This is a genomic window from Variovorax sp. PMC12 (genome assembly GCF_003019815.1).
Taxonomy (GTDB): domain Bacteria; phylum Pseudomonadota; class Gammaproteobacteria; order Burkholderiales; family Burkholderiaceae_C; genus Variovorax.
This window is the reverse complement of sequence record NZ_CP027774.1, coordinates 764,458-790,347: the sequence shown is the minus strand read 5'-3', so window position 1 is coordinate 790,347 and position 25,890 is coordinate 764,458. Positions and strand designations below refer to the sequence as shown.

Genomic DNA, 25,890 nt, shown 5'->3' with positions numbered 1-25,890 from the left:
AGCGGCAATCAGCGCTTGCCCGCCATTTGCATTCTGTTCATGCAGCGCAGCTTTGCGAAGTTGGCGCAGCCCCAGAACGGGACTCCCCCGTCTTTGGGCTGGCGTTCCACCATCTTCACTCCGCACTTGACGCAGGTTGGTCGCCAGAACTCGCCATCGTAGGCAACCTTCAAAAGTGAAGCTTGTTGATCGGCTGTGCGTCGCGAAATCAGTTGCAGCAACCCCGCGCGGTCTTGTGCATTTATGCCATTGCTCCTAGCGAATTCCAGTGCGTCGGAGGTAAATGTCGAGCTGGTCGCGAATGTGCCGTATCGCAGATCGTGTGCCTTGAGAACTCCGAAAAATTCACGCATCTGTTGCACACCCACGGGCTTGCTTCTCCAGTGCTTGCATTGCACGATCATCGGTTTCGGGCTATTGGCCGAATAAAGCCAGATGTCGATTCCGCCGTCGGCCCCGTGTGACTGGCTTTCGGTACGAACGCCTGCTTGCGCGAATAGAGCTTCACATAAAGCCTCGAAGCGACGCCACTCGATGTCGTCGAATACTCCGGGCGACCACTTTGCCTGGGGCTCTGGCTTTGCTCCGCCTCGGCCAAGTACTTCAGTTATCGCCCGCTTCTCCTCTTCCGAATCAGCCTTGCTCCTCCGCCAGAATCCAGTCATGTCGTGCCTCCTGGGAGACAAATGTAACTCTATGCCTCAGATCTTCAGAGGCTCTGCTCAAGCCGGCTGCAACAACGCCTTGTGCGCCGAGATGCCCGCATCCACCTCGTTCTTGAAGAAGGCATAGCAGTACCAGCGGTAGGAGTCGGTGTTGTAGATGGTGGCGTTCTTGTGCGCGTCCGCCAGACGCTTCACCTGCTTCGAGCCGATGAAATGGCCCTTCCCCGAGGCGGCCATCGCGCCGTGAGGGGTGTTGCCGGTGCACTGCGGGATGTTGGCGTCCGACCGGGGCGCATAGTGGGCGGCGTCGAGCAGTTGGCGATGCTGCTGGCATTCGCCGCAGACATCGGCGAGACCGAGGTTGTGGCCCACCTCGTGGATCAGCACGCCGGCATGGAAGTGCCCGACCGCGCCGCGCGGAAATGCCGGGCCGATCGCCATGAGATAGCCGCCCCGGCCGCCCTTCAGGGCCGCGGCATCGCCCGCTTCGTTGCTCTTGTACAGAATCCAGCGCGGATCGCGCAGGTCGTCCATCATCTGGTCGATCTTGGCGCGCACATAGCTCGCGCGCGACGCGAACCCGGATTCGGCGTTGGCGTTGCCGGCGGCCGCCCCCGCCTTGCGGGTGGCGCTGCTGCCATGCCATGCACGCGAGCCGAAGATGCTTTCGTAGTGCGTCTTGCCCGGCCATGTGTGAAGGCCGACATTGCGCTTGGCTTCCTCGAGCATCCGCAGCGCGATGTCGAGCCCGGCGCCCAGCTCGTTGACGCGCTCCTGGTCGAATCCGATGAAGCGCACATGGCGGTGATTGCCGGCAGCGGGGGTCAGCACCACTTTGTCGACCATCGCCTGGCATTCCTGGGCCGTCATGTCCAGGCCCAGGGCCTTGATGCCGCCGCCCTCGGCAAACTGGATCGCATGGCGGACCTTGCCCAGGACGAGGTCGACGGGAAACTTCTCACGGATGTATTCGGACAACTTCGGCATGTGCGCCACCTTGAAACTGGAGGCGGCGAGTTTGCGTCGAATGAATACTTTTCGCCTCCCATGAATTGGTCACGCGGCGGCGGCTTCTGCCCGTGCCGATTTTTCGCTCCCCCATGCCACCACCCGATTGCGGCCTTGCCGCTTGGCCTAGTAGAGCGCCTGATCTGCACGCATGTACATCGGTGTCTGGCAGCAGCACCGCGAATTCCTCGCCGCCCAATCGGGCGAACACGTCCGCCGATCGGAGCCTCGCCTGCACTCGCTTTGCAAAAGCCTGCAGCACCAGGTCGCCGCCATGATGGCCATGCAAATCATTGACCCGCTTGAATGATCCAGGTCCGGCAGCAGCAGTGCCGCGATGGCGCTCAGACCGGCACCGACGACAAGTGGAATGTTCCACTCGCTCACGAAGGCTCTGATCAAGGAAGATGCTTGCGGTCGCGCACGGTCTCGCGCGTCGGGCCGAAAGCGCCGAAGCGCACGGGCAAGCCGCTCAGCGCCTCGGCATGCGCGACCCATGCGTGCGCCGTGGCGATGGGGTGTGGTTCGTAGATGGGTTCGGCGCCCTGCAGCAACCGCGTCAAGGCGTGCTGATGCGCAAGGTCCCGCACTCCGCCGGCCGGCAGCGCGGTGAGGCGGCCCGCGTCTTCCGTGCGGTAGCCGGCGCACCAGCGCAGTCCGGCACCATCGACGGCGTCGAGGTGGCTCACCACCAGACCATCGAGCGCGCCGACTGCATCGAGGGCGTAGCGCAGCAGCACCGCATCGGGATGGCCCCTGCGGAACACGCCCTGCCAGCCTTCATCCGCGTTGTGCGGCTCACGCAGGCGCGCGTCGAGCGCGCGGTCGTGTGTCGGCAGCGGGCCCGGGCCGTGCCGCGTGAGATAGCTGCGCAGCACGCCCAGGTGCTGCACCGGTGCGTCGATGCCCGCGTCGCGCAACACGGCCTCGACCGCCGCCGCGGAGATCGTGCTCCAGGTGGTGTGCGGATGGAAACCGCGCCACTCGTCGAGCAGCACGCCCTGCGCGCCTTCGAAGATCACGGTGCCGGCCCGCGCGAGGCGCTCGGCGATGCGGTCCGCGCTGGCGGGGGGTGAATGCGCCAGGCACGGCGCAACGGCATCGAGCCAGCGCCGTGCCAGCGATTCATCCTGCAGCACAGACAGTTCCTGCGCGGCGCCGGCATGCGAGAAGGCCGTGTGCGTGAATTCGCGAAGCAGCGTGGTGCGCGAGGCCTGCAGCTTTTCGAGCGCGCGGGCCGGGAACGGCAGGTCGCCGTAGCGCAAGGCCTCGTCCGGCGCGGCCAGCGCATGCCGAACGGTTTCACCGACCCCCACGCCGCAACTGCCGTGCGCATCCGACCCGCGCGCCCATTCACGCAGCCGCCCGGCCGCCTGGTGGAACGGCGTCGTCACGCGGCAACGCGCATCGACCAGCAGGCGCGAGAAGGCGTCGTTCACGCCCGCGCGCCGCAGCGCCTCTTCCTCGACACGCAGCGCCGTCGGGTGTACGACCACCGGGCTCGCCAGCAACGTGCCGACTCCCGCATGAAAGCTGCCGGCGCCGAACTGGGAGAAGGTGTGGTGGCGTCCGTCGGCCAGCACCACGTTGTGGCCCGCCTGCGCGCCGCCGTTGAACCGCACGACCGTGTGCGCCCCCAGCGCGCCGCTCAGATGATCGGTGAACAGCCCCTTGCCGCAGTCTCCGAAGCCGAGGCCGAGCAGCGAGACGTAGCGCGTGGCCGTGACTGCTGCGGCGCTCACCCTGCGGTCAGCCGAAGAGCCGCTTCCACCACGACGAGCGCGGGCCGGCCGCGGCGGTGGCCACGGCCGGTGGCGCGCGGCGCGATGCCGCCGGATCGAGCAGCGCGGCGTAGCCGTCGAGTGCGTGCAGCACGCCGCCCACGCGTTCCTTGGCCATGCCAGTGCCGCTCATGACGCCGGCCAGTGCCTCGAGGCTGGGCACGGCCTTTTCGGTGAGCGCGACAATGCCGGCGGCCACGGCGCAGGCGTCGTCGGGCGAATCCATGCAGATGACGTGATCGCCCAGCAGCTCGCGCCAGCGGCCTTCGCAGCGGCGGCGGCGCTGCGCATCGGGAATGAGGAAGAACAGGTTCGTGGTCTCGGCCGCTGCGGCAATGACCTCCTCGATGGGGATGTCCTCGTCGAGCTTCTCGCCGATCAGCCCTTCCACCTGATGGCGCGACACGGCGGGGTACGGCAGCTCGTCGCCGGTGACGAACAGATAGCCGCGCTTCTTGCGCTTGACCCAGCAGTCCATGTCGGTGTGCTGGGCCATGACATAGAAGGCCAGCTCGTAGCTCTCCTCGCCGGAGCCGCCCCCGCCGCCTTCGAGGTAGCTCCAGGTGAGCCACTGGTCCATGAGGTTGGCGGTCGATTCGAACTGCCCCACCTGCAGCGGCGCATGGTCCGAGGTGGCGTCGCCGATGGCCATGAACATGAGCTGGGGGTCGGCCACGCCGCAGTCGGTGAGCAGCTTCATGAAGGTGGGCAGCTCCTTGCGCGCCAGGGTCTGCGGGATGTCGCCCATGGAACCGGTGACGTCGAGCGCGAAGACGATACCCAGCGAGTTGGGGTGGTCGGCGTTGTCGCGCGACTCGCGCACCTTGAGCCCCTGCGGGTTCATCAGCGGATGGGTGGAGCGCTGGGTGAAGACCTCGGCGCCGGGCTTGGCGGCGCGGTCGGCGATGAGTGCCGTGTGGGCGGCATGCGAGTAGTTTCCGTAGCCCATGTAGTGACTCCTTGATGCGGAAGGAAATTGAGGGGGTCAGGCGCCGCGGCGCGGCGCGGGATCGAAATGGACGAACTGCGGCGCACCGAACGCTTCGCGCGAGGCCGCGGAGAGGGCTTGCTCGATGCCTTGCGCGCCGAGCCGTTCGCAGGCGTTGGCGTCTTCGCTGCACTGGCGCAACAGCGCGGCGAGCGGCGCGGGAGTGTGCGCGCCGAAGCCCGGGGCGTCCGCCTCGTCACCCGCGCCGCCATGCAGCAAGGCACGCACGGCCCACGCAGCCTGCATGAGGTCTCGCGCGGCGGCGGCGGCATGGGCCGCGCCGGCGGCATGCTGTGCGCGCGACCAGCCGATGAGCAGCACGCCGTGGTCGCGCGGATGCACGAGCGCATGCGCGGGTGACAGGCCGCGATGCGTCCAGCCGGCGTCGTGCACGAAGGACAGCACCTCCAGCATGCGACGCCAGATCCACACGGCATGGCGCGGGTCGATGCCTTGCGGGTTGGCACGCGCCACGTCCTGCAGGCTGCCCCAGAAGCCGGTCGGATGGCGCAGCACCAGCGCCTGGCGGGCGCCGTCACCCAGCCCTTCGGCGACGCCCGTGCCCACCGGTTGCGGCAGCCGGCGCGTGAAGTAGGCGGCGCCCGGAACCGACAGGTCCTGCAAGGCCTGGAGCACCGAGGCTTCGCGCAGCAGCACGCCGTTGGCTGCGCTGTCGCGGGCCAATTTCATGGTCACGCGTTCGGGCAGCGCGCCCAGGCGCTCCGCGAGCAGCACCTCGCTGTGCTCCCCGGTGGCGAGCGGGGCTAGCACGCGGAAGCGCGCGCCGCGCCATGCGAGAACGCGCCCGCCGGGCACATCGGCATTCGCCCTGCGCCATGCGGCGCGGAAGCTCTCGCGTTCGACGATTTCCTCGCCGCGCACGATGGTGGCGCCGCAATAGCTGCAGTCGACGGTGCGCCAGCGGGCAGCCCGCGGCAGCGGCGCAGAGCATTGCGGACAGCTGAGAGCAAGCAGCGACAGCATGAGCCGCGCCCTACTCGGCCTCGGGCGCCACCGCCGGATCGGGCGATGCCAGCACGCGATCGATACGGCGGCCTTCGAGCGCGACGATCTGGAAGCACCAGCCGGCGCAATCGATGTGCTCGCCGACCGCCGGCAGGTGGCCGGACACGGACATGAGCAGGCCGGCCACGGTGTTGTAGCGGCCCCGCTCTTCATCGGGCAGCTCGCGGATGCCAAGGCGCGCGCGCAATTCGGACACCGGCATGAGGCCGTCGAGTTCCCACACGCCGTCGGGCCGCTCGCGCGCCCATGCGTCGGTCTGCATCCCGGGCTGCAGTTCGCCGGTGATGGCTTCGAGCAGATCGCGCGGGGTCATGAGGCCCTGCACCACGCCGTACTCGTCGACCACGAACACGAGGCGCCCGGCGCGCTCGCGGAACTGCTCGAGCAGTTCCATGCCGGTGAGGGTCTCGGGCACGAACACCGCGGGCGTCGCTTCCTGGCCCAGCACGCCGGTATGCGCGGCGCCCAGCCGCAGCAGGTGGGCCACGCTGATCACGCCGACCACGTCGTCGAGCGAATTGCGGCACACCGGATACCAGGAATGCACGAGGTTGAGCGCCGCCGCGTCCGCCACCTTCTGCAGCGCCTGCCGCACGGTGAACGAGGCATCGAGCCATTCGATGTCGGCGCGCGGAATCATGAGCGACGACAGGCGCCTGTCATCGAGGTGAAACACATTGCGCACCATCTGGTGCTCATGCTGCTCGATGACGCCGGCGTCCACGCCCTCTTCGAGGCTGGCCGAGATTTCTTCCTCGGTCACCGAGCGGGCCGCATTGGCGTCGATGCGCAGCAGCCTCAGCGTGGCGGCCGTAGCGCCGGCCAGCAGCCACACGAAGGGCTTGGCCGCCTTGGCCAGCCCGCGCATGGGGCGCGCCACGAAGCGCGCTACCGGCTCGGGGTAGAGCTGGCCGATGCGCTTGGGCACCAGCTCGCCGAAGATGATGGTGAAGAAGGTGATGCAGGTGACGACCACCGCGGTGGACACCACGCTGGCGGTGCCGGCGCCCATGCCGACCGATTCCATCCACACCGCGAGCGGCGCCGCGAAGGCCGCCTCGCCGACGATACCGCTCAGCATGCCGATTGAGGTGATGCCGATCTGCACCGTGGACAGGAACTGCGTCGGCGACTCCATCAGCTTGAGCGCCGCCTCGGCGCCGGCGTCTCCCGTTTCGGCCAAGGCCGCGAGGCGTGCGCGGCGGCTGGTGGAAAGGGCCATTTCGGACATTGCGAACGCCGCGTTGAGCGTCGTCAGCAAGGCCAGCAGGAAGACATCCATGAACTGAGGGGGAGAATGAGGGAATGTCACTTTACTTGATTGGCGACCTGCAAGGCTGCGACGCCCCCCTCGGGCGGCTGCTGCAGAAGATCGATTTCTCCCCGAGCCGCGACACCATCGTGCTGCTCGGCGACCTGGTGAACCGGGGGCCCGACTCGCTCGCCGTGCTGCGCCGCGTGCAGGGCTACGGGGCCTCGGCGCTGAGCCTGCTGGGCAACCACGACCTGCACCTGCTGGGCGTGTCGCACGGTGCGCGCAAGGCCGGCCGCAAGGACACCCTGGCCGAACTGCTGGCCGCACCCGACAGCGAAGCGCTGCTCGACTGGGTGCGCCGCCAGCACATGGCGCTGCACATGCGCATCGGCGGCGGCGACCTGCTGATGGTGCATGCGGGCGTACTGCCGCAATGGACAGTGGGCGAAACGCTGGCGCTGGCCGCGGAGGTGGAATCGGTGCTGCGCGGCCCGGCGCTGGGCGAATTCCTGCTGTCGATGTACGGCAACGAGCCGGCGCAATGGCAAGACACGCTCACCGGCAGCGCCCGCCTGCGCGCCATCGTCAATGCGCTGACGCGGCTGCGCTTCTGCACGGCCGACGGCGTGATGGAGTTCGAGGCCAAGGACAGTGCCGCCACCGCGCCCGAAGGCTACATGCCGTGGTTCGACGTGCCCGGCCGCAAGACCGCCAGGGCCACGATCGCCTTCGGCCACTGGTCGACGCTGGGCTGGCTCTCGCGTCCCGACCTGCTCTCGACCGACACCGGCTGCGTGTGGGGCGGCTGCCTGAGCGCGGTGCGCATCGGCGCGACGCTGGACGAGCGCGAGCTGATCCAGGTCGATTGCGAGCAGTCGCAGAAGCCGGGCAAATAGCGCCCGGCCTGCACATCCTGAAACTCAGGAAGGCAGCCGGAACCTGTCGAGCGACATGCGCTGGCGTCCCTGCGCGTCGAAGTTCCCGGGCGCGAGCCAGCGCTCGAACGCGGTGCGCAGCGCCGGCCATTCGCTGTCGATGATCGAGAACCAGGCCGTGTCGCGGCCGCGGCCCTTGTAGACCACCGCTTGGCGGAAACGGCCTTCGTACTGGAAGCCCAGCCGCAAGGCCGCGCGCTTCGAGGGTTCGTTGAAGTCGTCGCACTTCCATTCGTGGCGCCGATAGCCGAGTTCATCGAAGACGAGCTTCATCAGCAGGTACTGGGCCTCGGTGGACATCGGCGTCTGCTTGAGCAACGGCGAGAAGTTGACCGTGCCGACCTCGATGGCGCCATTGGCGGGGTCGATGCGCATCAGCGCCAGCGAACCGACGGCACGGCCGCTTTGCCTGTCGATCACGGCGAAATGCATCGGGTCGGTCCTGCTGGCAATGCGCTCGACGTAGGCCCGGGTGGTGCCGACGTCGGCGGGGCGCTCGATGCCCAGGTAGGTCCAGTCGCGGCCGTCGGGCGCCAGCGCGTAGGCCGCGTGCAGGTCGTCGGCATGCCTGGCGGCATCGAGCGGCTCGAGCGTGCAGAAGCGGCCCTCGAGGGCGCGGCGCGGCGGCAGGGGACGTGGCGTCCAGCCGGGCAGTTCGGGGCCGATGGACTGGCCGAAGTCGTTGTGGCGGGCAAGCATGAGGCGTCTTTCGGAAAAAAACAGGAACGACCACCGGGTCGGGGTATGTAAAGTACCCGCATGCTGGCTCCAGCAAAAGCTCCACGTTCATATCATTTCATGGTGCCACGGCCTTCTCTCTCACCTGCTGCCCTGCTGGACACCCCGCTCGCCAAGGACCGCGAGGCGGGTTCGATGCAGCGCCAGCTGTACGACCGGCTCAAGCGCGCCATCCTCGACGGCAGCCTCGCACCCGGCAGCCGGCTGCCCGGCTCGCGCGCCTTGGCCGAGTCCCTCGCGATTTCGCGCAACACCGTCACCGCGACCTACGAGCACCTTGCCGCCGAAGGCTATGTGCAGCCCGACCGCCAGGGCACGCGAGTGATCGAGCTCTCCTCGCCGGCCCTGCCGCCCAGGCGCGCCGGCAAGGCAGGCGCCGTGCCGGGAACCGCGTTGCGCCTGTCGAAGATCAAGCCTGCCGTCTCGCGCGCCGACGCCGACATGGCACTGCGGCCGGGCGTGCCCGCGCTGTCGCACTTTCCGGCGGCTGCATGGCGGCGCGCGCTCGACCGCGCGATCCGCGCCGCCGGCCCCGCGGCCCTGGGCTATGGGGACCCGCTGGGCGAGCCGCCGCTGCGCGCGGCCATCGCGCGGCACCTGTCGATCGCGCGCGGCGTGCGCTGCGAGCCGCACCAGGTGGTCATCTGCGAAGGCGCGCAGGAGGCCATCTCGCTGTGCGTGCGGCTGCTGTCGAACCCCGGCGAGACCGGCTGGGTCGAAGACCCCGGCTACCGCGGCGTGAAAGCAGCCATGCACGCGGGCGACATGCGCATCGTGCCGCTGCGGGTCGATTCCGAGGGCCTGTGCGTGAGCGAGCGCGACTGGGTGAGACACCCGCCCCGGCTGATCTACACCACGCCTTCGCACCAGTATCCCGGCGGCGCGGTGCTCGGCATCTCGCGCCGGCTCGCGCTGATTGCGCAGGCACGCGCGCACGGCGCCTGGATCATCGAGGACGACTACGACAGCGAGTTCCGCCATACCGGCGAACCCATCGGCGCGATGCAGGGGCTGGTGGAAGAGGCGCCCGTGCTCTACGTCGGCACCTTCAGCAAGACCATGTTCCCGTCGCTGCGGCTCGGCTTCCTGGTCGTGCCGACACGACTGATGCCGGCCGTGCAGGCGTCCATGGAAGAAATGCTGCGCGGCGGCCATCGCCACGAGCAGCTGGCCATGGCCGACTTCATCGAGAGCGGACAGTTCAGCCGGCACCTCGGCCGCATGCGCCGGCTGTACCGCGACAGGAAACAGGCGCTGCGACTCGCGCTGCAAAGGCACCTGCAGGTGCCCCACGAGATCGAGGGCGGCTACTGCGGCCTGCATCTCACGGTGCGGCTGCCGGCACGCTTCGAAGACCGCAGGATCGCCGCCGAGGCGGTGCGGCAGCGCATCGCGCCCTCCCCGCTGTCGGCCTTTGCCATGCAGCCGCAGCCTTCGGACAACGGGCTGGTGCTGGGGTATGGCAATACGCCGGCGGAATTGTTCGAACCGCTGGTCAAGCGGTTGTCGATGCTGGCGCGGGCGGCGGATGTCGCCCGCCAGAAAGCCAGCTAGCGCGCGTTCACCACATGCTCGCGCCGGAAACTGCGCGGCGTGACGCCCACCCACTGCCGGAAGCGCCGGTTGAAGTACGCCTCGTCCGCGAAGCCGCACTGGTGCGCGATCTCCCGCACCAGCAGCGAGGTGGACGACAGCAGTTCCTTCGCGCGCTCGATGCGCCGCTCGGTCACCAGGTCGGTGAAGGTGCGGTCGGTCTCCTTGCGCAGCAGGTTGGCCAGGTAGTTGGGCGACAGGAATGCCGCCGCGGCCGCATCGGTGAGCGAGAGGGGCTTGTCGAGGTTGTCGCGCACGTAGCGCACCACGCGCTGCAATGCGTCGTGCTGCGAGGTCTTGCCGTCATGTTGCAGCGAGAGCCGCATCAGCGCCTGCTCCTGCCGCATGCAGGCCAGCGCGATGATCTGCTGCACGATGCCGCGCATGGCGATCTTGGCGCCGAAGCTGCGGCCCGCGTTCAGCGCATGCAGCTCGTCGAGCCAGCCGCGGATGCGTGCGAAGTCGGCCTCATCGAAGGCGAAGTCGACGTACTCCTGGAACAAGAAGGGCGCGAGGTCGGGGTAGCGCGAGAGCGGCACGTCGTCGAGGTCGAGCGCATCGACGTCGAGCTCGGGCCACAGGAAGCGCTGGTCGAAGTTGACGATGCAGTACAGCGCCTCGGGCGGATGCGGAATCACGTGCACGCGGTACGGCAGCACGAAGCTCAGGTGGCGCGGTCCGAAGGGGCGCACCTCGCCGCCGATGGCCTGCCGCGAATGCCCTTCGATGCCGATCTGGATCTGGAAGTACGCATGCCGGTGCGGCAGCGTGAGTTCGTTGCGCGCGCCCTGGAAGCGGATGTCGAAGTCGAGGTGGTCGGCACGCTCGTGCATGCCGTAGGTGCGTACGGACGTGGGATGAGAGGGGCGCATCGGGGCTGGCGTGGCGGCAGGCTTCTGGCCGCGAGGGTACGCCAACTTCCAGCCCGGCGCGCGGGCCGCCTTCAGGCTCAGACGACCACGACCTCCAGCGCGCCGACGCCCGCCACGGTGCCGCGCATGCGGTCGCCGCGCTGCACGGCCGCCACGCCGGCGGGCGTGCCGGTGAAGATCAGGTCGCCGGGCTGCAGTGTGAACAGGGTCGACAGGTAGGCGATGGTGTCGGGCACGTTCCAGATCATGTCGCCCAGGTCGCCGACCTGGCGCTGGGCGCCGTTCACTTCGAGGCGGATCTCGCCCGCCGCGGGATGGCCGGCCCGGGCCACGGGCACCAGTTCGCCGCAGGGCGCGGAGCCGTCGAAGGCCTTGCCGGTGTCCCACGGGCGGCCCATTTTCTTGGCCTCGGACTGCAGGTCGCGGCGGGTCATGTCGAGGCCGACGGCATAGCCGTACACGTGGGCGAGCGCGTCCGAAGCGGCGATGTCCGATCCACCGGTCTTGAGCGCGACCACCAGTTCGATCTCGTGGTGCACGTCCTTCGACAGCGTGGGGTAGGCGAACTCGCCGCCGTCCGCGACGATGGCGCTGGCCGGCTTCATGAAGAAGAACGGCGGCTCGCGGTCGGGGTTGTGGCCCATCTCGCGGGCATGTTCGGAGTAGTTGCGGCCCACGCAGAAGATGCGGTTGACCGGGAAGCGCGCGCGCTCGCCCTGGATGGGCAGCGAGTGGACGGGCGCGGGGGCGATGGCGTAGAGGGTGTCGGTGGCGGAAGTCATGCAACGACTCTATCCAGCGGCAGCGCGCCTCCGGGGGACGCATCTACGCGAGTCTTGGACTTGGCTACGTTTCGTCGCTCGACGCAAGTCTGCGCAACACAATTAATTCTTAAGCATTCAAATATGCCGCCGGTGCACGGCCCGGCTTGCGCCGAGACAAATAGCGTGACGCTCTTGCGCCAGCCAGATACATTGCGCCAACGATGCACGCTGCTGCACGCGGAGCTGAGCGGCTTGTGTCAACGACAGGATCAAGTCCGATGTCATTGTCCGTGTGGGTCAGGATCCGTTTGCCGGTATCGATCTTCGTGGTCGGCACGGCGCTCTCGATCGCCCTCGGCGTGTCCGCCCGCCAGGAAATCGCGCGCAGCGCGCAGGCGCACTTCGATGCCGCCGCCCTCGATCTGGCACGCAAGGTCGAAGCCCGCTTCGATGACTACATCGCCGTCCTGATCGGCCTGCGCGCGCGGTTCAATACCTCCGATCCCGTGACCCGGAGCGACTTCAGGGACTACGTCGCGGGGTTGAACCTGTCGCGCGCCTACCCCGGCTTCCAGGCTGTCAACTACGCGCCGCTGGTCGCGGCCGGCGAAAGGCAGTCCTTCGAGGAACAGGTCCGCGGCGATGCGAGCCTGGACACCGGCGTGGCCGCCGGCTTCGCCATCAAGCCGCCCGGAGAGCGCGCCACCTACTACCCGCTGATCTACATCGAGCCGCAGGCCGGCAACGAGAAGCTGCTCGGCAACGACCTGGGTGCGATGCCCGACAGGGGAGACGCACTCGAGCAGGGGCGCGACACCGGCGGGCTCGTCATGTCGGGCCGCAAGGTGCGCATCCCGGGCCGCGAGTCCGACATCGGACTGGCGATGCGGCTGCCGGTCTATCGCGCAGGCCGACCGCTCGACACGCTCGAGCAGCGGCGCAGTGCCTATGCCGGTTCGGTCGGCGCGGGTTTCAGCGTCGCGGGAATGCTGGGCGACGTGGCCGGGGCCGACCCCGCCACGGCGCCCCGGCTGCGCCTGATCGATGCCGGGCCGGGCCGGGGTGCGATCGGAACGCGCGTCGAGACCCGGTTCGTGACGCCGACCTCGTTCGGCGAGCGGCAACTGCTGTTCGACAGCGCGGCCTCGGCGAAGCCCGCCGCCGCTGCGGAGCGCGGCCTCGAGCGGATGCTCGGCTTCGAGCTGGGCGGCCGCTCCTGGCTGGTGGAAGTCGAGCAGGACGAGACCCAGGTCTTCGGCCCGCTCGACAAGGCCATTCCGTGGCTCATCGTCCTCGGCGGCCTGGCCACCAGCATGCTGCTTGCCGGCATCGTCCTCTCGCTGACCGCCTCGCGCAGCCGGGCCCAGGTCCTGGCGAACGAGATGACCCACCACCTTCGCAGGAGCGAGCGGCAGCTGGAGGAAGCCCAGCACCTGGCAAGCTTGGGAAGCTGGATCCTCGATCCCGAGACCGGAGCCCTGCAGTGCTCCGAAGAAGCCCGGCGCATCCTGGGCTTCGAGACCGAAGCCTCGCAGCCGGACCTTCAAGCGCTGCTCTCGCGCGTTCCAGCCACGGAACGCCCCGAGGTGGAACAGCGGATCGCCTGGGCCTCCCAGTCCACGGAACGCAGCGAATTCGAGCACCGCCTGTGCCTGCCCGACGGCACCGAACGCTGGCTCCATGTCATCGCCCAGTCGGCCGAAGATGAAGGCAGGCGATGGGTGCGCGGCACCGTGCGCGACGCCACGCGGCTGCGCAAGGACGCATTGCGCCAGAAGCTCGAGTACAGGATCGCACGGCTGCTCGCCGGCGACGGCAGGACCGAGACGGTGATCGCGCTGGCGCTGGAGGCGGTATGCACCGACCTGCGCTGGGACTGCGGCGCGTTGTGGAGCGTCGGCGAAGACGGCCAAGCTCGCTGTGCGGCAGCCTGGCACGCCGGCGACGACCCGGCGCTGCGGCAATTCGTCGACGCCAGCCGCACGCTCACCTACCGGCCAAGCGAAGGTTCGCTGGGTCGCGCATGGGGAATCGGCGGCGTCGTGCGCATCGACACGCTGGCGGCTCCGGGCCATTTCGCGCGCGATGCAATGGCCCGCCAGGCCGGACTGGCCGCCGGCCTCATCGTGCCGATCACCACCGCCGACACAACCGCGGCGCTGGAGCTCTTCGGCTCCAATCCGCAGGTGGCCGACGCCGAGACGCTGGAATCCCTGCGCGTGATCACCTTGCAGATCGCCCAGTACAAGCAGCGCAAGCTGGCCGAGCGGAGCCTTCGCTTCATCGCCAGCCACGACGAGCTGACCGGGCTGCTCAATCGCGCCGCGCTGCAGCACGAGCTCGCCCACGCCATCAGGCGCAGCAACCGCCAGCAGAAGCCGTTCGCGGTGATGTTCGTCGATCTGGATCGCTTCAAGCACATCAACGACACGCTGGGCCACGGCGTGGGCGACCAGATGATCAGGATCTGCGGCGAGCGCCTGACGGCGCTGCTGCGCGACACCGACGTCGTGGCGCGTTTTGGCGGCGACGAATTCGTGCTGCTGCTGGAGAACCTGTCCGCCACGAAGGATGCCGAGGTGCTTGCCGAGAAAGTGCTGGCCTGCTGCGCAGCGCCGTTCGTCATCGAGGGACGCGAACTGCACGTCAGTGCCAGCGTCGGTGTGAGTCTCTATCCGGAGAACGGCAACGACGCCGAGGCGCTGCTGAAAAACGCCGACACCGCGATGTACCGCGCCAAGGAAAAGGGCCGCAACACCTACCGGTTCTACGCGGCGAAGATGAATGCACGGAGCACCGAACAGCTGATGCTCGAAAGCGCGCTGCGCCATGCCCAGGAGCGTGGCGAGCTGGAGATGTACTACCAGCCGAAGATGAACCTGCAGAGCCAGCACATCTCCGGTGTCGAGGCCCTGATGCGCTGGCAACACCCGCTTCTGGGCACGATTTCGCCGACACAGTTCATCCCGATCGCCGAAGAGACCGGCCTGATCGTGTCCATGGGGAAGTGGGCGCTGGAGCAGGCATGCGCCGATTCGCGTTCGTGGCAGCAATTCGGCTTGCCTGCGGTGCTCGTGAGCGTCAATCTGTCGCCGCGCCAATTCGAAAGCCGCACGCTCATCGCCGACATACGGGCCGCCCTGGAAGCCTCGGGCCTGGAGCCAGCGCTGCTGGAGCTGGAGATCACCGAAGGCGCGGTGATGGCGAACCCCGAGCATGCGACGAAGCTGCTGCGCACCATCCGGGACATGGGCATCGGCCTGGCCATCGACGATTTCGGAACGGGCTACTCCTCGCTTTCCTACCTGAAGCACTTCCCGCTGTCGACGGTGAAGATCGATCGCTCCTTCATCAACGACCTGACGCGCGACGCCGACGCGCGAGCGCTCATCGACGGCATCATCACCCTGGCCCACGGCTTGCGGATGAAGGTGGTGGCCGAGGGCATCGAGACCATGGCCCAGCTCGACTACCTGCGCAGCCACGAATGCGACGAGGCCCAGGGCTACTGGCTGTGCAAGCCCGTGACCTGCGACGAGGTGCGCGATTTCATGGCGCGTCACCTGCGCAACCAGTTTGTTCCGTCGGTGGCGGCCTGACGGCCGGATCTTCGGAGCAATCGTCCCCGGGCACGTTCGCCCGGACCTTCCAGTCACTCAACAGGAGCATTCATGCCTCATTCCACCCAAGCCAGGACCCTGGCGCAGACGATCGCCGCGATTGAGGCGCTCGACCTCACGCTGATCAAGTTCAAGGCCTGCCGCAAGGAAGACGGCTACGGCTGGCCGGCGGCTTACGCGGACCGGATGGAGGTGGCCTATAAGCGCTACCTGATGCTGCACGCCAGGCACCCCGAACTGACGCTCGCGCCGGAGCAGGACGTGGACCGGTTCTGGCACATGCACATTCTCGACACGAGAAAGTACGCGGCCGACTGCGAGGCCACCTTCGGCTACTTCCTGCACCACTTCCCGTACCTTGGCCTGCGCGGAGAGGAAGACGCCAAGGCCCTGCAGGCGGCCTACCAGGAGATGCAGCGCCTGTGCGTCGAGGAATTCGGCGAGCCGGCGGCCACGAACGCGGCCGCGTGGTGCTCCCTGGAGGCGGGCAAGCCCGCGGCGGCGTGGTGTTCGCTCGAAGCGGACAAGACGGGGCCCGCTTGGTGCTCGCTCGACGCGGGGCAGCAAGCTAGCCAGCCACCCCGAAGCCTGTATCGAACGTCCCCTTCACATCAAGCGGCTGCTTGATGAGGCCGACCCGCCGGTAGAAGTCCGCCGTCCCCTGCTGGTCCGCAATGACCTGCGCGTCGATGGCCACCCACTTCTGCTGGCGGCGTTCGAACTGCAGCTTCGCCGCCTCGGGCGGAATGCCGATGATCCGCGCCAGCGCGGCCGAGTAGGCGTCGACGTTGCGGTACGACCAGAGCTGTGCCTTCACCACGCGCTGCAGGAAGTCCTGCAGCACCGGGCGCTTGGCGGCGATGGCGCCGTCGGTGGCTGCGAGATAGCTCAGGCCCGGCAGCAGCCCGCGCCCGCTGACGAGCACCCGCGCATGGTTGCTGACCTCGGCCAGCGCCGTGTACGGCTCCCAGGTGGCCCAGGCATCGACCGAGCCCTGCGTCAGCGCAAGCTTCGCGTCGGCGGGCGCGAGGAAACGGATGTTCACGTCCTCGGGCTTCAGCCCGGCCGAAGTGATGGCCTTGAGCGTGACGTAGTGGCCGATGGAGCCGCGGTTGGTCGCGACGCTCCTGCTCTTGAGGTCGGCGGCGGTCTTCAGCGGCGAATCGGGGCGCACCAGCACCGCCGTGCCGTAGGAGTCGGAGCGGTTCGCACCGATGGCCTTCACGCGCGTGCCGGCTGCCAGCGCGAAGATCAGCGGTGCGTCGCCGATGGGGCCCGAATCGACCGCGGCCGCATTGAGCGCCTCGGCCAGCGGCGCGGCCGCCGGGAACTCCGACCACTGGATGTCGTAGCCCAGCCCTTCCAGCCCGCCCGCCGCTTCGAGCAACGCGCGCAGGCCGCCCTTCTGGTCGCCGGCCTTGAGCACCGGCTGGCCCTGTGCGTGAACCAGGGCGGGCACAGCGGCGACGGCGGCGGCCACCGATGCGCCCTGGACGAGAAACCGGCGGCGTGAACTATGGAGAGTCATGAACGTGCTGTGGTTGCTCATGCGAGCGGATCGAAGGAAACATGGTCGGCAAAGCGCACCGGGTCCGTGCTCTTCTTGAGCACACCCACGCCGCGGAAATCGCGCGCGTAGAACTCGACCTCGTCGCGCAGCTTGCGGCCCAGCGGATGGTGCTGGTGCGTGAGCGTGCCCAGCAGCGCACGCAGGTCTTCCACCGCCACGTTGGGCGAGTACTTGGCGAAGAGCCTGGCCGACTCGTTCGGGTTCTCGGCCACGTAGTCGGAAGCCTGGGCGATGGCGCGCACCAGCGAGGCGACGGTCGCCTTGTCCTTGCGCACGAGCTCGCCGCGCGCGCCGACGATGCAGCACACCTTGTCCTTGTACTCGCCCGAAAGATTGCTCGCCACCTCGACGTAGGCGCCCTGGTTGCGCTTCTCGATCAGGTAGATGTTGGGGTCGCCGTCGGCAATGGCCTGGATCTCGCCCTTCTTCACCGCCACATCGAGCAGGTCGGCCGGGTACTGGCGCCAGGTGACGTCCTTGTCGGCATCGATGCCGTTCTTGGTGAGCAGGATCGAGAAGAAGTTCTTGCCCGGGCTCGCGATGTCGGACACGCCGATGACCTTGCCCTTGAGGCTCGCAAGGTTGGTGACGCCCGCGCTCTTCGCGCCCACCAGCCGCACGCAGCCGCCGTGGGAGCTGCCGACGATCTTCACGTCGAAGCCCGCCTCGAGCGGCTTGAGCCAGCGGTGGATCATGCCCACGGCCGCGTCGGCCTTGGCGGTGGCCAGCGACTCCAGCAACTGGTCGGTGGAGCCCGTGTAGTTGATGAGCTCGACCTGCAGGCCGTTGCGCTCGAAGTAGCCGCGCTCCTGCGCCACGACCACGGGCGACAGGCAGAAAGCGGCAGCGTTCCATGCGAAGGTCAGCTTGCGCGACGACTGCGAGAAGGCCTGCGAGGCGATCAGGCCGCCCGATGCGACCACCGCGGCCGCACCGCCGGCGCGCAGCATGCCGCGGCGGGAAAGGGTGGCGTTCGTCTTCACAGCAGCAGCTCCGGCTCGGCCTCGACCAGGCCTTCGTAGAGGCTGTCGAAGGAGTGGATCGCGCCTTCGGGGCCGCCGATCTGGCTGTGCGTGTGGCGCGCGGTCGCCTCGTCGATGGGCTGCGGCTTGCCGGCGGCCTCGGCCAGCAGTTGCGTGTGGCAGGCGTTGTCCAGCGCGATGTACCACCACGCGGCGGCCTCCACCGTGGGGCCGGCCGTCAGGATGCCGTGGTTCTTGAGGATCGCGCCCTTCCGGTCGCCCAGCGCATGCGCGATGCGCTCGCCCTCGCTGGTGTCGACCACCATGCCGGTGAAGTCGTCGAACAGCGCCACGTCGTCGTGGAACACGCAGCTGTCCTGCGTGAGGGTGTCGAGCTTGCGGCCCAGCGTGGACCAGGCCTTGCCGTAGGTCGAGTGGGTGTGGGCCGCGGCGATGATCTTCGGGTTGTGCTCGTGAATGGCCGCATGGATGGCGAAGGCAGCCTTGTTGAGCGGGCGATCGCCGATGACGGTCTCGCCCTTCGAATTGACGAGCAGCAGGTCGGACACCCGGATGCGCGAGAAATGGATGCCCAGCGGGTTGACCCAGAAGTGGTCGGTCAACTCGGGGTCGCGCGCGGTGATGTGGCCGGCCAGCCCCTGCGCGAAGCCGAAGCGCGCGAACAGGCGGAAGGCACCGGCCAGGCGCTCCTGCCGATGGCGGCGCTCGGCCTGCACGGTGGGACGCGGGGGCACGGGGTCGAACCAGTACTTCTGCTGCGGGTTCGGGTTGAGCTTCAGCGGCTGGGGGGCATTGCGGTCGATGGAAAGAACGGCGCTCATGGGTTTCCTAGGTGTTCGGTTCTGGCTCCTTCCCCCTCTGGGGGAAGGTTGGGATGGGGGCTCGACAGCTTCAACGCCATGACGGCGTTCGACGCCGCCTGCCCCCACCCTTGCCCTCCCCCAGAGGGGGAGGGAGAAAGTCAGATCAGGCGGCTTTGCGGATGGACGCGGCGCGCTGCGCCACCAGTTCGCGCGTGCGCGGGATCAGCTCGCGCCCGTAGTCCAGCGCATCCTCGAGCGGATCGAAGCCGCGGATCAGGAAGGTCGTCACGCCCAGGTCGTAGTAGTCGAGCAGCGCATCGGCCACCTGCTCGGGCGTGCCGACCAGCGCGGTGCTGTTCGAGCGCCCGCCGATCTCCTGCGCCACGGCCGTCCACAGGCGCTTGTCGAGCCGGGAACCCTTCTCGGCCGCGGCCAGCAGGCGCCTGGCGCCTTCGCTTTGCTGCGGGCCGCCGCGGTTGTAGCCCTGCACCACGCGCAGGCGCCTGGTCTCGGCCAGGATGTTCTCCGCGCGGGCCCATGCAGCCTCTTCGGTCTGCGCCAGGATCGGGCGGAACGACACCGAGAAACGCACGCTGCGACCGTGCTTCGCCGCTTCGGCGCGCACGCGCGTGGTCAGCTCGCGCGCCTGGTCGAGCGACTCGCCCCACAGCGCATACACGTCGGCGTACTTGCCCGCCACCGGAATCGCGGCCTCCGAGGCCCCGCCGAAATACACCGGCACGTGCGGCTTGCCGTTGCGCGTCTGCAGCGGCTTGACTTCGGAGAACGCGTTCTGGAAGCGGTAGTGCGCGCCTTCGTGGTCGAAGGGCTTCTCGGCCGTCCACACCTTGTGCAGCACTTCGAGGTATTCGTCGGTGCGGGCATAGCGCTGGTCGTGGTCGAGCCAGTCGCCGTCCCGGCGCTGTTCCTCGTCGGAGCCGCCGGAGATGTAGTGCACGCCGAGCCGGCCGCCGCTGAACTGGTCGAGCGAGGCGAACTGCCGCGCCGCCAGCGTGGGCGCGACGAAGCCGGGGCGATGCGCGAGCATGAAGTGGATGCGCTCGGTCACCGATGCGGCATGCGCCACCGTGAGCGTGGCGTCGGGGCTGGTCGAGTGATGCGGCACCAGCACGCGGTCGAAGCCGGCGGTCTCGTGCGCCTGCGCGAAGGCGCGCACGTAGTCGCGGTCGAGCGCCGGGCCCTTTGCCGCGTGGATTTCAGAGACCTTCTGGCCCTGGATCATGCCGATGAATTCGACGGCACCGTCTTGCTGTGGCTGGCTCATGTCGTTGTCCTTGTCTGGGTTGGGAGAGGGAAATCAGGCGGCGGGCAGGCGCAGCAGGTTCTCGAAGCTGCGGTCCCACAAGGGCTTCACGTCGGCCGGGCCGTCGAGCACGCCGATCTTCAGGAAGGTGTCGGCCACGTCCTGGTGGCTGCGCACCACGGCGTCGCTGACGGGGCCCAGGCTGTAGTCGCCGCTGCGGCCGTTGAAGAGCTCGACGATGTCGCCCACCGGCACGCGCGTCTCGGCCGACTGCGCGCGGGCGTACGCCAGGAAGTTGCCGTTGCTCCACGCGAAGGCGCGCTGCAGGCGCTGCAGCAGGTCGGCCAGCGCGGCACGGCGCGGTGCGTCGTCCAGCGCGCGCGGGTTGGCGTAGATGGGAAAGTTGCCCGACAGGTATCCCACGCCGGTCTTGATGGTGCGCGCGCCGTACTGCGTGCGCGCAAGCTGGCCGTTGTAGCCGTAGATGGCCCAGGCATCCAGATCGCCCCGCGCGAAGGCCGAGAGGCCGTCCGACGGCGTGAGGCTCACGGCCTGGATGTCGCTGAACGACAGGCCCGCCTCGGCCAACTGCTTGGCCAGGTAGTAGTGCGAGGTGGTGGCGCGCACATAGCCCACGCGCTTGCCCTTGAAATCTGCGATGGTGCGGATCGGCGCGTCCTTGCGCGCCAGCGTGGCCTGGTTGTTCAGGTCTTCGTGCGTCACGGCCACCAGCCGCACGCTGGACTTCTGCCGCGCCGCGAACACCGGCGGGATCTCGCTGCCCGAGCCCAGGTCGAGCGCGTCGCCGTTGATGGCCTCGATGTGCAGCACGCCGTTGTTGAGCTCGCGCCAGTCGATCCTGTAGGGCGTGTTGGCCTGGCCGGATGCCGCCAGCAGCGGCCGCCAGAGCCCCTTGTACGTGCCCACGCGCAGCGTGACGCCCGACAGGTCGGCCGACGGCGCGGCGGCCCGGGCCCAGCCGGCCGAAGCCGCCGCGCCCCATGCGGCGGCTGCCTGCAGCAGGCGGCGCCGTTCCAACGAGAGATCTGGTTTCATGCACCGGACCGTACCCAGAGGCGGCACGGATGCAAACACAGAAAAACGAGTTTGCATATGCGGGATGCATCGTTTTACGGCGCCGGCCGGCCGGCTACCGTGCGCAACCATGAGTGCACTCCCTTTGCGACGCCCCTCGGCCACGGCCGGGGAACATCCATCCACGCCCCCGGGCGGCCTGGCCGCGCCCGCGCTGCTGGCGCAGCTGTCGGCCCGATTCGCCGCCACCGCGGCCGATCACGACCACAGCGGCGCTTTCCCGCGCGAGAACTTCGACGCGCTGCAGGCGCACGGCCTGATCGGCCTGGTGGCGCCCGCCGCCTACGGTGGCGGCGGCGCCACGCTGGCCACGGCCCGGCGCGTGATCGCGGCCGTGTCGCGCGGCGAGCCGGCCACCGCGCTGATCCTCACCATGACCTATCTGCAGCACCACGCGCTGACGCGCGGCGACAGCCGCTGGCCGCCGCACCTGCGCGAACGCGTGGCGCGCGACGCGGTGGAGCACGGCGCGCTGATCAACGCGCTGCGCGTGGAGCCCGCGCTGGGCTCCCCCGCGCGTGGCGGCCTGCCGGCCACTGTGGCGCGGCGCGATGCCGACGGCTGGAAGATCGACGGCCACAAGCTCTACACCACCGGCATCGAGGGCCTCTCGTGGCTCGCGGTGTGGGCCCGCACCGACGAGCCCGCCCCGCGCACCGGCGTGTTCCTGGTGCCGCGCCAGGCCCCCGGCGTGCGCGTGATCGCCAGCTGGGACCACCTGGGCCTGCGGGCCTCGGGCAGCCACGAGGTGGTGTTCGAGAACGTCGCCGTCGGCGCGGACCACGCGGTCGACCTGCGCGCGCCGTCCGACTGGGCGCCCGATGCCGGCAGCCAGACCGACATCGACGCCCACGCCACGCAGCAGGCCTGGATGACCGTGCTGCTCGGCACCCTCTACGACGGCGTGGCCACGGCCGCGCGCGACTGGCTGGTCGGCTTCCTGAACGAGCGCGCGCCCGGCAGTCTCGGCGCGCCGCTGGCGAGCCTGCCGCGCGTGCAGGAGCACGTGGGCGAGATCGAAGCGCTGCTGCGAACCAACCGCGTGCTGCTCGACGACGCCACCGCCGCCGTCGACGACGGCCAGGCGCAACCCGCGGCCGACAGCGGCCTGCTGAAATACACGGTGACGGGCAATGCGGTGCGTGCGGTCGAACTCGCGCTGCAGCTCAGCGGCAACCACGGCCTGACAAGGCACAACCCGCTGGAGCGGCACTACCGCGACGTGCTGTGCAGCCGCATCCATACGCCGCAGAACGACGCGATCCTGATTGCAGCGGGCAAGCGCGCACTGCTGCCTTCGGGAGACGCCGCATGACGTCCCTGCTCTTCTCCAGCGCCTCGCGCCGCGGCTGGCTCAAGCAAGGCGCCGCGCTGTCGCTGGCCGCCACCGGTTCGCTGCGTGCATTTGCGCAAACGCCGCCGCAGGCCACGCTGGTGCTGGGCGACCAGGCCGGCGGCCTGCGCTCGCTGTTCGAGGCCTCGCGCGCGCTCGAAGGCGCGCCGTTCGCCTATCGCTGGGCCAACTTCCAGGGCGCCGCGCCGCTGTTCGAGGCGCAGCGCGGCGCGGCGGTCGACACGGCCATGGCCGGCGACCTGCCGGTGCTGGCCGCCGCCGTCGGCAAGACGCCGCTGAAGATCGTCGCCACCCGCGTCGGCAAGGCCGATTCGCTGGGCATCGTGGTGCAGCACGATTCGCCGCTGCGCAGCGTGGCAGACCTGCGCGGCAAGACGGTGATCGTGTCGTCGGCGCGCGGCAGCATCTCGCAGTACCAGTTGTACGGCGCGCTCGAGGAGGCCGGCGTGAAGCGCGACGAGGTGACGGTGAAGTTCGTGCTGCCGACCGATGCCGCCGCCGCCTTCGCATCGAGGCAGATCGACGCCTGGGCCATCTTCGATCCGTACTACACCATCGCGGTGCAGCAGGGCGGGCGCATCCTGCGCGACGGGCGCGGCATCAACACCGCGCTGGGCTTCATCACCGCGAGCGAACATTCGCTGGCCGACCCGGCCCGGCGCGCGGCCATCGTGCAGTTCCTCGACCGGCTCGGCCGCGCGGGCGACTGGGCGCTGGCCAACCCCGAGGCCTATGCACAGGCATACAGCCAGCTCACGCGGCTGCCGATCGAGGCTTCCCGCATCATCACCGCGCGGGCGTCGGTGGCGGGGCGGCCGGTGAGCGAGGCGGACATCGCCGCGCTGCAGGTCGTGGCCGACCGCTCGGCGCGCGACGGCATCCTGCCGGTGCGGGTGGACGTGCGCGCGATCACCGACACGCAGCTCTGGAAGCGCGCCGCATGATCGCGCCGCTTCGCGAATTTGTCGGCGCCTTCGGCCGGCTGCTCGACGGCGCACCCGACGAGCCCCGCATTCTTTCGGAGGGCGGCGCGCTGCTGCGCACGCTGGTGGCGCGCGACGACTGGCTGCCCGAGGCCTTCGCGCAACCCGACCCGACGCGCTACCAGCAGTTCCTGCTGCATGCGGACAGCACCGAGCGCTTCTCGGTCGTGAGCTTCGTGTGGGGGCCGGGGCAGGCCACGCCCGTGCACGATCACACGGTGTGGGGACTGATCGGCATGCTGCGCGGTGCCGAGTACAGCCAGGGCCATGCGCTCGATGCGCAAGGCCGTGCACAGCCGAAGGGCGAGGCGGTGCGGCTCGATGCCGGCGACGTGGAAGCGGTGTCGCCCACCGTCGGCGACCTGCACCGCGTGCACAACGCGCATGCGGACCGGGTGTCGATCAGCATCCACGTCTACGGCGCGAACATCGGCGCCGTGCGGCGTCATACTTACCCGCCGGAGGGCGGACGCAAGCCCTTCGTCTCCGGATACTCCAACACGCTGCTGCCCAACCTGTGGGACCGCAGCGCCGAACTCAGATCTTCGCCGACCGCCGCATGACGACTGCTTCCTTTCCCCTCCTGTCCTTCGCCGCCGTGCGCGAGCGCCTGCTGTCCCGCGAAGAAACCGCGCTGCTCGACGTGCGCGAGGAAGACCCGTTCGCGCAGGAACACCCGCTGTGGGCCGCGAACCTGCCGCTCTCGCGCATCGAGATCGAAGCATGGCGACGCATTCCGCGGCGCGACACGCTGATCGTGCTGTACGGCGAACACGGCGGCACCGACCTCGCGCCGCTGGCCGCCAAGGCATTCGCCGCGCTGGGCTACACCCACGTCCATCTGCTCGACGGCGGCCTCGAGGGCTGGCGCAAGGCGGGCGGCGAACTGTTCCGCGACGTGAACGTGCCGAGCAAGTCCTTCGGCGAACTGGTCGAGCACGAGCGGCAGACGCCGTCCCTGTCGGCCCCCGAGGTGAAGGCGTTGATCGATGCCCGGGCCGACGTGGTGGTGCTCGACGCGCGCCGCTTCGACGAATACCAGACGATGAGCATTCCGTCGGCCACCAGCGTGCCCGGGGCGGAACTGGTGCTGCGGGTGCGCGAGCTAGCGCCCGACCCGGCCACTCGGGTGATCGTGAATTGCGCGGGCCGCACGCGCAGCATCATCGGCACGCAGTCGCTGGTGAACGCCGGCATTCCGAACCCGGTGGCGGCGCTGCGCAACGGCACGATCGGCTGGAAGCTGGCGGGCCAGGTGCTGGACCACGGCGCCGGCCGGCAGGCGCCCGCCGCGGTGTCCGACGCGCATCGCGCACAGGCGCAGGCCGATGCGCGCCGCGTGGCCGACGCGGCCGGCGTGCGGCGCATCGACCTGGCCGCGCTGCAGACACTGGAGGCGCCAGGACGCACCGTGTACCGCTTCGACGTGCGCACGCCCGAGGAATACGCCGCGGGCCATCTGCCGGGCTTTGCGAACGCGCCCGGCGGCCAGCTGGTGCAGGAGACCGATCACCAGGTGCCGGTGCGCGGCGCGCGCATCGTGCTGGTGGACGACGACGGAGTGCGCGCATCGATGAGCGCCTCCTGGCTCGCACAGATGGGATGGGAGGCCTATGTGCCGCACGCCGTGCCTGAGGCCGCGGCATTCAGCGAGAAGGAGCCCCCCGCGCCCGCCTACCCGCCCGTCGCGGCCGTGGTGGCGGAGATCACGCCTGGCGAACTCGCCGCGCTGCTTGGGCAGCCGTCGTCCGGCACCGCCGTGATCGACGTGACCACGAGCGCCAACTATGTCCGGCGCCACATCCCGGGCGCGTGGTACGCGATTCGTGCGCAGCTGGCGCATGCGCTGGACGCGGTCATTCCCGCGTCGCGCCGCTACGTGCTGACCTGCGGCAGCAGCCTGCTCGCGCGCTATGCGGCGGCCGACGTGCGCGCGCTGCTCGATGCCCGGGGCAAGGCCGATGTCGAAGTGCTGGTGCTGGCGGGCGGCAACGCCGCCTGGTTTGCCGCGGGCCTCGAAGCCGAGAGCGGCGAGACGCGCCTTGCGACACCGCGCACCGACCGCTACCGCCGGCCCTACGAAGGCACCGATGCGCCCGCGGAGGCGATGCAGGCCTATCTCGATTGGGAGTACGGCCTGGTGGCGCAGCTGGAAAGCGATGGAACCCATCATTTCAGCGTGCTCGAAGTGCAAGCGTTTTGAAAGGATCACAACACGGCGGTGACACTGTGTAGGCCGGGTAAAGGCGGCCAGGGCCGTCATCCGGCAAAAGGCCGAAGCGTTGGTTGTGCATAGCGCACAACAACTCATCAAAGGAGCTTCGCCATGAGAGTCCCGATCCTTGCCCTGTCCGCCGCCACGCTGGCCGCAGCAGTCCTGACCGGCTGCGTGGTCGCCCCGGCCGCCCCCGTCTACTCGGCGCCTCCGGGCGTGGCCTACGTGGCGCCGACATATGTCTCGCCGGGTGTCGGCTTTGTCTGGGCCTATCACCCGCGCTACGGCTGGGGCTGGCACCACCCGCAGTACGGCTGGCACCGCGGCTGGCGCTGAGCCGAAATGCAAAGCGGCGCTCGAGAGCGCCGCTTTTTTTTT

Annotated in this window: 24 protein-coding genes; 9 read left to right on the top strand and 15 right to left on the bottom strand. The window is 69.1% G+C overall.

What is annotated here, in order from left to right; all coding sequences use genetic code 11:
- Positions 1-8 precede the first annotated feature (8 nt).
- The 7 genes from C4F17_RS31060 to C4F17_RS31030 all read right to left on the bottom strand — a co-directional run bounded on the left by C4F17_RS31060 (position 9) and on the right by C4F17_RS31030 (position 6,750).
- A complete protein-coding gene (locus tag C4F17_RS31060; protein WP_106938234.1) occupies positions 9-665 on the bottom strand; it encodes a restriction endonuclease in 657 nt (218 codons plus the stop codon).
- A 57-nt stretch (positions 666-722) separates the two neighbouring features.
- Positions 723-1,652 carry a hypothetical protein gene (locus C4F17_RS31055; protein ID WP_159053785.1) on the bottom strand — a complete coding sequence of 310 codons (930 nt, stop codon included), beginning with the start codon at positions 1,650-1,652 and terminating at the stop codon, positions 723-725.
- Positions 1,624-1,935: a diguanylate cyclase domain-containing protein gene (locus C4F17_RS33825; protein ID WP_275892602.1), complete on the bottom strand. Its 312-nt coding sequence runs from the start codon at positions 1,933-1,935 to the stop codon at positions 1,624-1,626. Before C4F17_RS33825 ends, C4F17_RS31055 begins: the two co-directional genes overlap by 29 nt.
- Before the next feature lie 136 nt (positions 1,936-2,071).
- Positions 2,072-3,415, bottom strand: coding sequence for an adenylosuccinate synthetase (locus C4F17_RS31045; RefSeq protein WP_106938231.1), 1,344 nt, complete (start codon positions 3,413-3,415; stop codon positions 2,072-2,074).
- 7 nt (positions 3,416-3,422) lie between these two features.
- Positions 3,423-4,403, bottom strand: a complete 981-nt coding sequence (locus C4F17_RS31040) for a hypothetical protein (RefSeq protein WP_081267564.1) — start codon at positions 4,401-4,403, stop codon at positions 3,423-3,425.
- 36 nt (positions 4,404-4,439) lie between these two features.
- Positions 4,440-5,426: a serine/threonine-protein kinase gene (locus C4F17_RS31035; RefSeq protein WP_106938230.1), complete on the bottom strand. Its 987-nt coding sequence runs from the start codon at positions 5,424-5,426 to the stop codon at positions 4,440-4,442.
- A 10-nt stretch (positions 5,427-5,436) separates the two neighbouring features.
- On the bottom strand, positions 5,437-6,750 hold the full coding sequence (locus tag C4F17_RS31030; RefSeq protein ID WP_106938229.1) for a hemolysin family protein: 1,314 nt from the start codon (positions 6,748-6,750) through the stop codon (positions 5,437-5,439).
- A gap of 23 nt (positions 6,751-6,773) precedes the next feature.
- Between C4F17_RS31030 and C4F17_RS31025 the strand changes: the two genes are divergently transcribed.
- A complete protein-coding gene (locus C4F17_RS31025) occupies positions 6,774-7,619 on the top strand; it encodes a symmetrical bis(5'-nucleosyl)-tetraphosphatase (RefSeq protein WP_106938228.1) in 846 nt (281 codons plus the stop codon).
- A 24-nt stretch (positions 7,620-7,643) separates the two neighbouring features.
- Here C4F17_RS31025 and C4F17_RS31020 read toward each other — a convergent pair whose 3' ends face one another.
- Positions 7,644-8,357, bottom strand: a complete 714-nt coding sequence (locus C4F17_RS31020; protein WP_106938227.1) for a GNAT family N-acetyltransferase — start codon at positions 8,355-8,357, stop codon at positions 7,644-7,646.
- Positions 8,358-8,456: 99 nt separating this feature from the next.
- Between C4F17_RS31020 and pdxR the strand changes: the two genes are divergently transcribed.
- Entirely contained in the window at positions 8,457-9,950 is a 1,494-nt protein-coding gene (pdxR, locus tag C4F17_RS31015; protein ID WP_106938226.1) for a MocR-like pyridoxine biosynthesis transcription factor PdxR, read from the top strand.
- Here pdxR and C4F17_RS31010 read toward each other — a convergent pair.
- Together C4F17_RS31010 and C4F17_RS31005 are read right to left on the bottom strand one after the other, a co-directional pair.
- Positions 9,947-10,861 (bottom strand): helix-turn-helix transcriptional regulator, encoded by a 915-nt coding sequence (locus C4F17_RS31010; RefSeq protein WP_106938225.1) that lies wholly within the window; start codon positions 10,859-10,861, stop codon positions 9,947-9,949. The genes pdxR and C4F17_RS31010 overlap by 4 nt on opposite strands.
- A gap of 77 nt (positions 10,862-10,938) precedes the next feature.
- Positions 10,939-11,643, bottom strand: a complete 705-nt coding sequence (locus tag C4F17_RS31005) for a fumarylacetoacetate hydrolase family protein (RefSeq protein ID WP_106938224.1) — start codon at positions 11,641-11,643, stop codon at positions 10,939-10,941.
- A 260-nt stretch (positions 11,644-11,903) separates the two neighbouring features.
- On the opposite strand from C4F17_RS31005, the gene C4F17_RS31000 reads away from it, so the two are divergent.
- Both C4F17_RS31000 and C4F17_RS30995 read left to right on the top strand, forming a co-directional pair.
- Positions 11,904-15,224 carry a bifunctional diguanylate cyclase/phosphodiesterase gene (locus C4F17_RS31000; RefSeq protein ID WP_106938223.1) on the top strand — a complete coding sequence of 1,107 codons (3,321 nt, stop codon included), beginning with the start codon at positions 11,904-11,906 and terminating at the stop codon, positions 15,222-15,224.
- 72 nt (positions 15,225-15,296) lie between these two features.
- Positions 15,297-15,872: a glycine-rich domain-containing protein gene (locus tag C4F17_RS30995; protein WP_234383052.1), complete on the top strand. Its 576-nt coding sequence runs from the start codon at positions 15,297-15,299 to the stop codon at positions 15,870-15,872.
- On the opposite strand, the gene C4F17_RS30990 is transcribed toward C4F17_RS30995, so the two are convergent.
- From C4F17_RS30990 to C4F17_RS30970, 5 genes are all read right to left on the bottom strand, one after another.
- Complete coding sequence (locus C4F17_RS30990; RefSeq protein ID WP_106938525.1) at positions 15,814-16,773, bottom strand: ABC transporter substrate-binding protein; 960 nt, start codon at positions 16,771-16,773, stop codon at positions 15,814-15,816. The genes C4F17_RS30995 and C4F17_RS30990 overlap by 59 nt on opposite strands.
- A 17-nt stretch (positions 16,774-16,790) precedes the next feature.
- A complete protein-coding gene (locus C4F17_RS30985; RefSeq protein ID WP_081267553.1) occupies positions 16,791-17,765 on the bottom strand; it encodes an ABC transporter substrate-binding protein in 975 nt (324 codons plus the stop codon).
- A gap of 29 nt (positions 17,766-17,794) precedes the next feature.
- Positions 17,795-18,619 (bottom strand): class II aldolase/adducin family protein, encoded by an 825-nt coding sequence (locus tag C4F17_RS30980; protein ID WP_081267552.1) that lies wholly within the window; start codon positions 18,617-18,619, stop codon positions 17,795-17,797.
- A 145-nt stretch (positions 18,620-18,764) separates the two neighbouring features.
- Positions 18,765-19,886, bottom strand: a complete 1,122-nt coding sequence (locus tag C4F17_RS30975) for an LLM class flavin-dependent oxidoreductase (RefSeq protein ID WP_081267551.1) — start codon at positions 19,884-19,886, stop codon at positions 18,765-18,767.
- Between the two features lie 33 nt (positions 19,887-19,919).
- Complete coding sequence (locus C4F17_RS30970; RefSeq protein ID WP_081267550.1) at positions 19,920-20,921, bottom strand: ABC transporter substrate-binding protein; 1,002 nt, start codon at positions 20,919-20,921, stop codon at positions 19,920-19,922.
- A gap of 109 nt (positions 20,922-21,030) precedes the next feature.
- Between C4F17_RS30970 and C4F17_RS30965 the strand changes: the two genes are divergently transcribed.
- The 5 genes from C4F17_RS30965 to C4F17_RS30945 all read left to right on the top strand — a co-directional run bounded on the left by C4F17_RS30965 (position 21,031) and on the right by C4F17_RS30945 (position 25,848).
- Entirely contained in the window at positions 21,031-22,275 is a 1,245-nt protein-coding gene (locus C4F17_RS30965; protein WP_106938222.1) for an acyl-CoA dehydrogenase family protein, read from the top strand.
- Positions 22,272-23,258 carry an ABC transporter substrate-binding protein gene (locus C4F17_RS30960; protein WP_106938221.1) on the top strand — a complete coding sequence of 329 codons (987 nt, stop codon included), beginning with the start codon at positions 22,272-22,274 and terminating at the stop codon, positions 23,256-23,258. Before C4F17_RS30965 ends, C4F17_RS30960 begins: the two co-directional genes overlap by 4 nt.
- Positions 23,255-23,860 carry a cysteine dioxygenase gene (locus C4F17_RS30955; protein WP_106938220.1) on the top strand — a complete coding sequence of 202 codons (606 nt, stop codon included), beginning with the start codon at positions 23,255-23,257 and terminating at the stop codon, positions 23,858-23,860. The genes C4F17_RS30960 and C4F17_RS30955 overlap by 4 nt, the downstream gene beginning before the upstream one ends.
- Positions 23,857-25,500: a rhodanese-related sulfurtransferase gene (locus C4F17_RS30950; protein ID WP_106938219.1), complete on the top strand. Its 1,644-nt coding sequence runs from the start codon at positions 23,857-23,859 to the stop codon at positions 25,498-25,500. Before C4F17_RS30955 ends, C4F17_RS30950 begins: the two co-directional genes overlap by 4 nt.
- Before the next feature lie 123 nt (positions 25,501-25,623).
- Positions 25,624-25,848, top strand: coding sequence for a hypothetical protein (locus tag C4F17_RS30945; protein ID WP_081268868.1), 225 nt, complete (start codon positions 25,624-25,626; stop codon positions 25,846-25,848).
- Positions 25,849-25,890: the final 42 nt, after the last annotated feature.

Bases quoted from the DNA above. Each gene is read 5' to 3' on its own strand.
- C4F17_RS31060 (WP_106938234.1), bottom strand. From the start codon at position 665: ATGACTGGATTCTGGCGGAGGAGCAAGGCTGATTCGGAAGAGGAGAAG.
- C4F17_RS31055 (WP_159053785.1), bottom strand. From the start codon at position 1,652: ATGCCGAAGTTGTCCGAATACATCCGTGAGAAGTTTCCCGTCGACCTC.
- C4F17_RS31040 (WP_081267564.1), bottom strand. From the start codon at position 4,403: ATGGGCTACGGAAACTACTCGCATGCCGCCCACACGGCACTCATCGCC.
- C4F17_RS31035 (WP_106938230.1), bottom strand. From the start codon at position 5,426: ATGCTGTCGCTGCTTGCTCTCAGCTGTCCGCAATGCTCTGCGCCGCTG.
- C4F17_RS31030 (WP_106938229.1), bottom strand. From the start codon at position 6,750: ATGGATGTCTTCCTGCTGGCCTTGCTGACGACGCTCAACGCGGCGTTC.
- C4F17_RS31025 (WP_106938228.1), top strand. From the start codon at position 6,774: ATGTCACTTTACTTGATTGGCGACCTGCAAGGCTGCGACGCCCCCCTC.
- C4F17_RS31020 (WP_106938227.1), bottom strand. From the start codon at position 8,357: ATGCTTGCCCGCCACAACGACTTCGGCCAGTCCATCGGCCCCGAACTG.
- pdxR (WP_106938226.1), top strand. From the start codon at position 8,457: ATGGTGCCACGGCCTTCTCTCTCACCTGCTGCCCTGCTGGACACCCCG.
- C4F17_RS31010 (WP_106938225.1), bottom strand. From the start codon at position 10,861: ATGCGCCCCTCTCATCCCACGTCCGTACGCACCTACGGCATGCACGAG.
- C4F17_RS31005 (WP_106938224.1), bottom strand. From the start codon at position 11,643: ATGACTTCCGCCACCGACACCCTCTACGCCATCGCCCCCGCGCCCGTC.
- C4F17_RS31000 (WP_106938223.1), top strand. From the start codon at position 11,904: ATGTCATTGTCCGTGTGGGTCAGGATCCGTTTGCCGGTATCGATCTTC.
- C4F17_RS30995 (WP_234383052.1), top strand. From the start codon at position 15,297: ATGCCTCATTCCACCCAAGCCAGGACCCTGGCGCAGACGATCGCCGCG.
- C4F17_RS30990 (WP_106938525.1), bottom strand. From the start codon at position 16,773: ATGACTCTCCATAGTTCACGCCGCCGGTTTCTCGTCCAGGGCGCATCG.
- C4F17_RS30985 (WP_081267553.1), bottom strand. From the start codon at position 17,765: ATGCTGCGCGCCGGCGGTGCGGCCGCGGTGGTCGCATCGGGCGGCCTG.
- C4F17_RS30980 (WP_081267552.1), bottom strand. From the start codon at position 18,619: ATGAGCGCCGTTCTTTCCATCGACCGCAATGCCCCCCAGCCGCTGAAG.
- C4F17_RS30975 (WP_081267551.1), bottom strand. From the start codon at position 19,886: ATGAGCCAGCCACAGCAAGACGGTGCCGTCGAATTCATCGGCATGATC.
- C4F17_RS30970 (WP_081267550.1), bottom strand. From the start codon at position 20,921: ATGAAACCAGATCTCTCGTTGGAACGGCGCCGCCTGCTGCAGGCAGCC.
- C4F17_RS30965 (WP_106938222.1), top strand. From the start codon at position 21,031: ATGAGTGCACTCCCTTTGCGACGCCCCTCGGCCACGGCCGGGGAACAT.
- C4F17_RS30960 (WP_106938221.1), top strand. From the start codon at position 22,272: ATGACGTCCCTGCTCTTCTCCAGCGCCTCGCGCCGCGGCTGGCTCAAG.
- C4F17_RS30955 (WP_106938220.1), top strand. From the start codon at position 23,255: ATGATCGCGCCGCTTCGCGAATTTGTCGGCGCCTTCGGCCGGCTGCTC.
- C4F17_RS30950 (WP_106938219.1), top strand. From the start codon at position 23,857: ATGACGACTGCTTCCTTTCCCCTCCTGTCCTTCGCCGCCGTGCGCGAG.
- C4F17_RS30945 (WP_081268868.1), top strand. From the start codon at position 25,624: ATGAGAGTCCCGATCCTTGCCCTGTCCGCCGCCACGCTGGCCGCAGCA.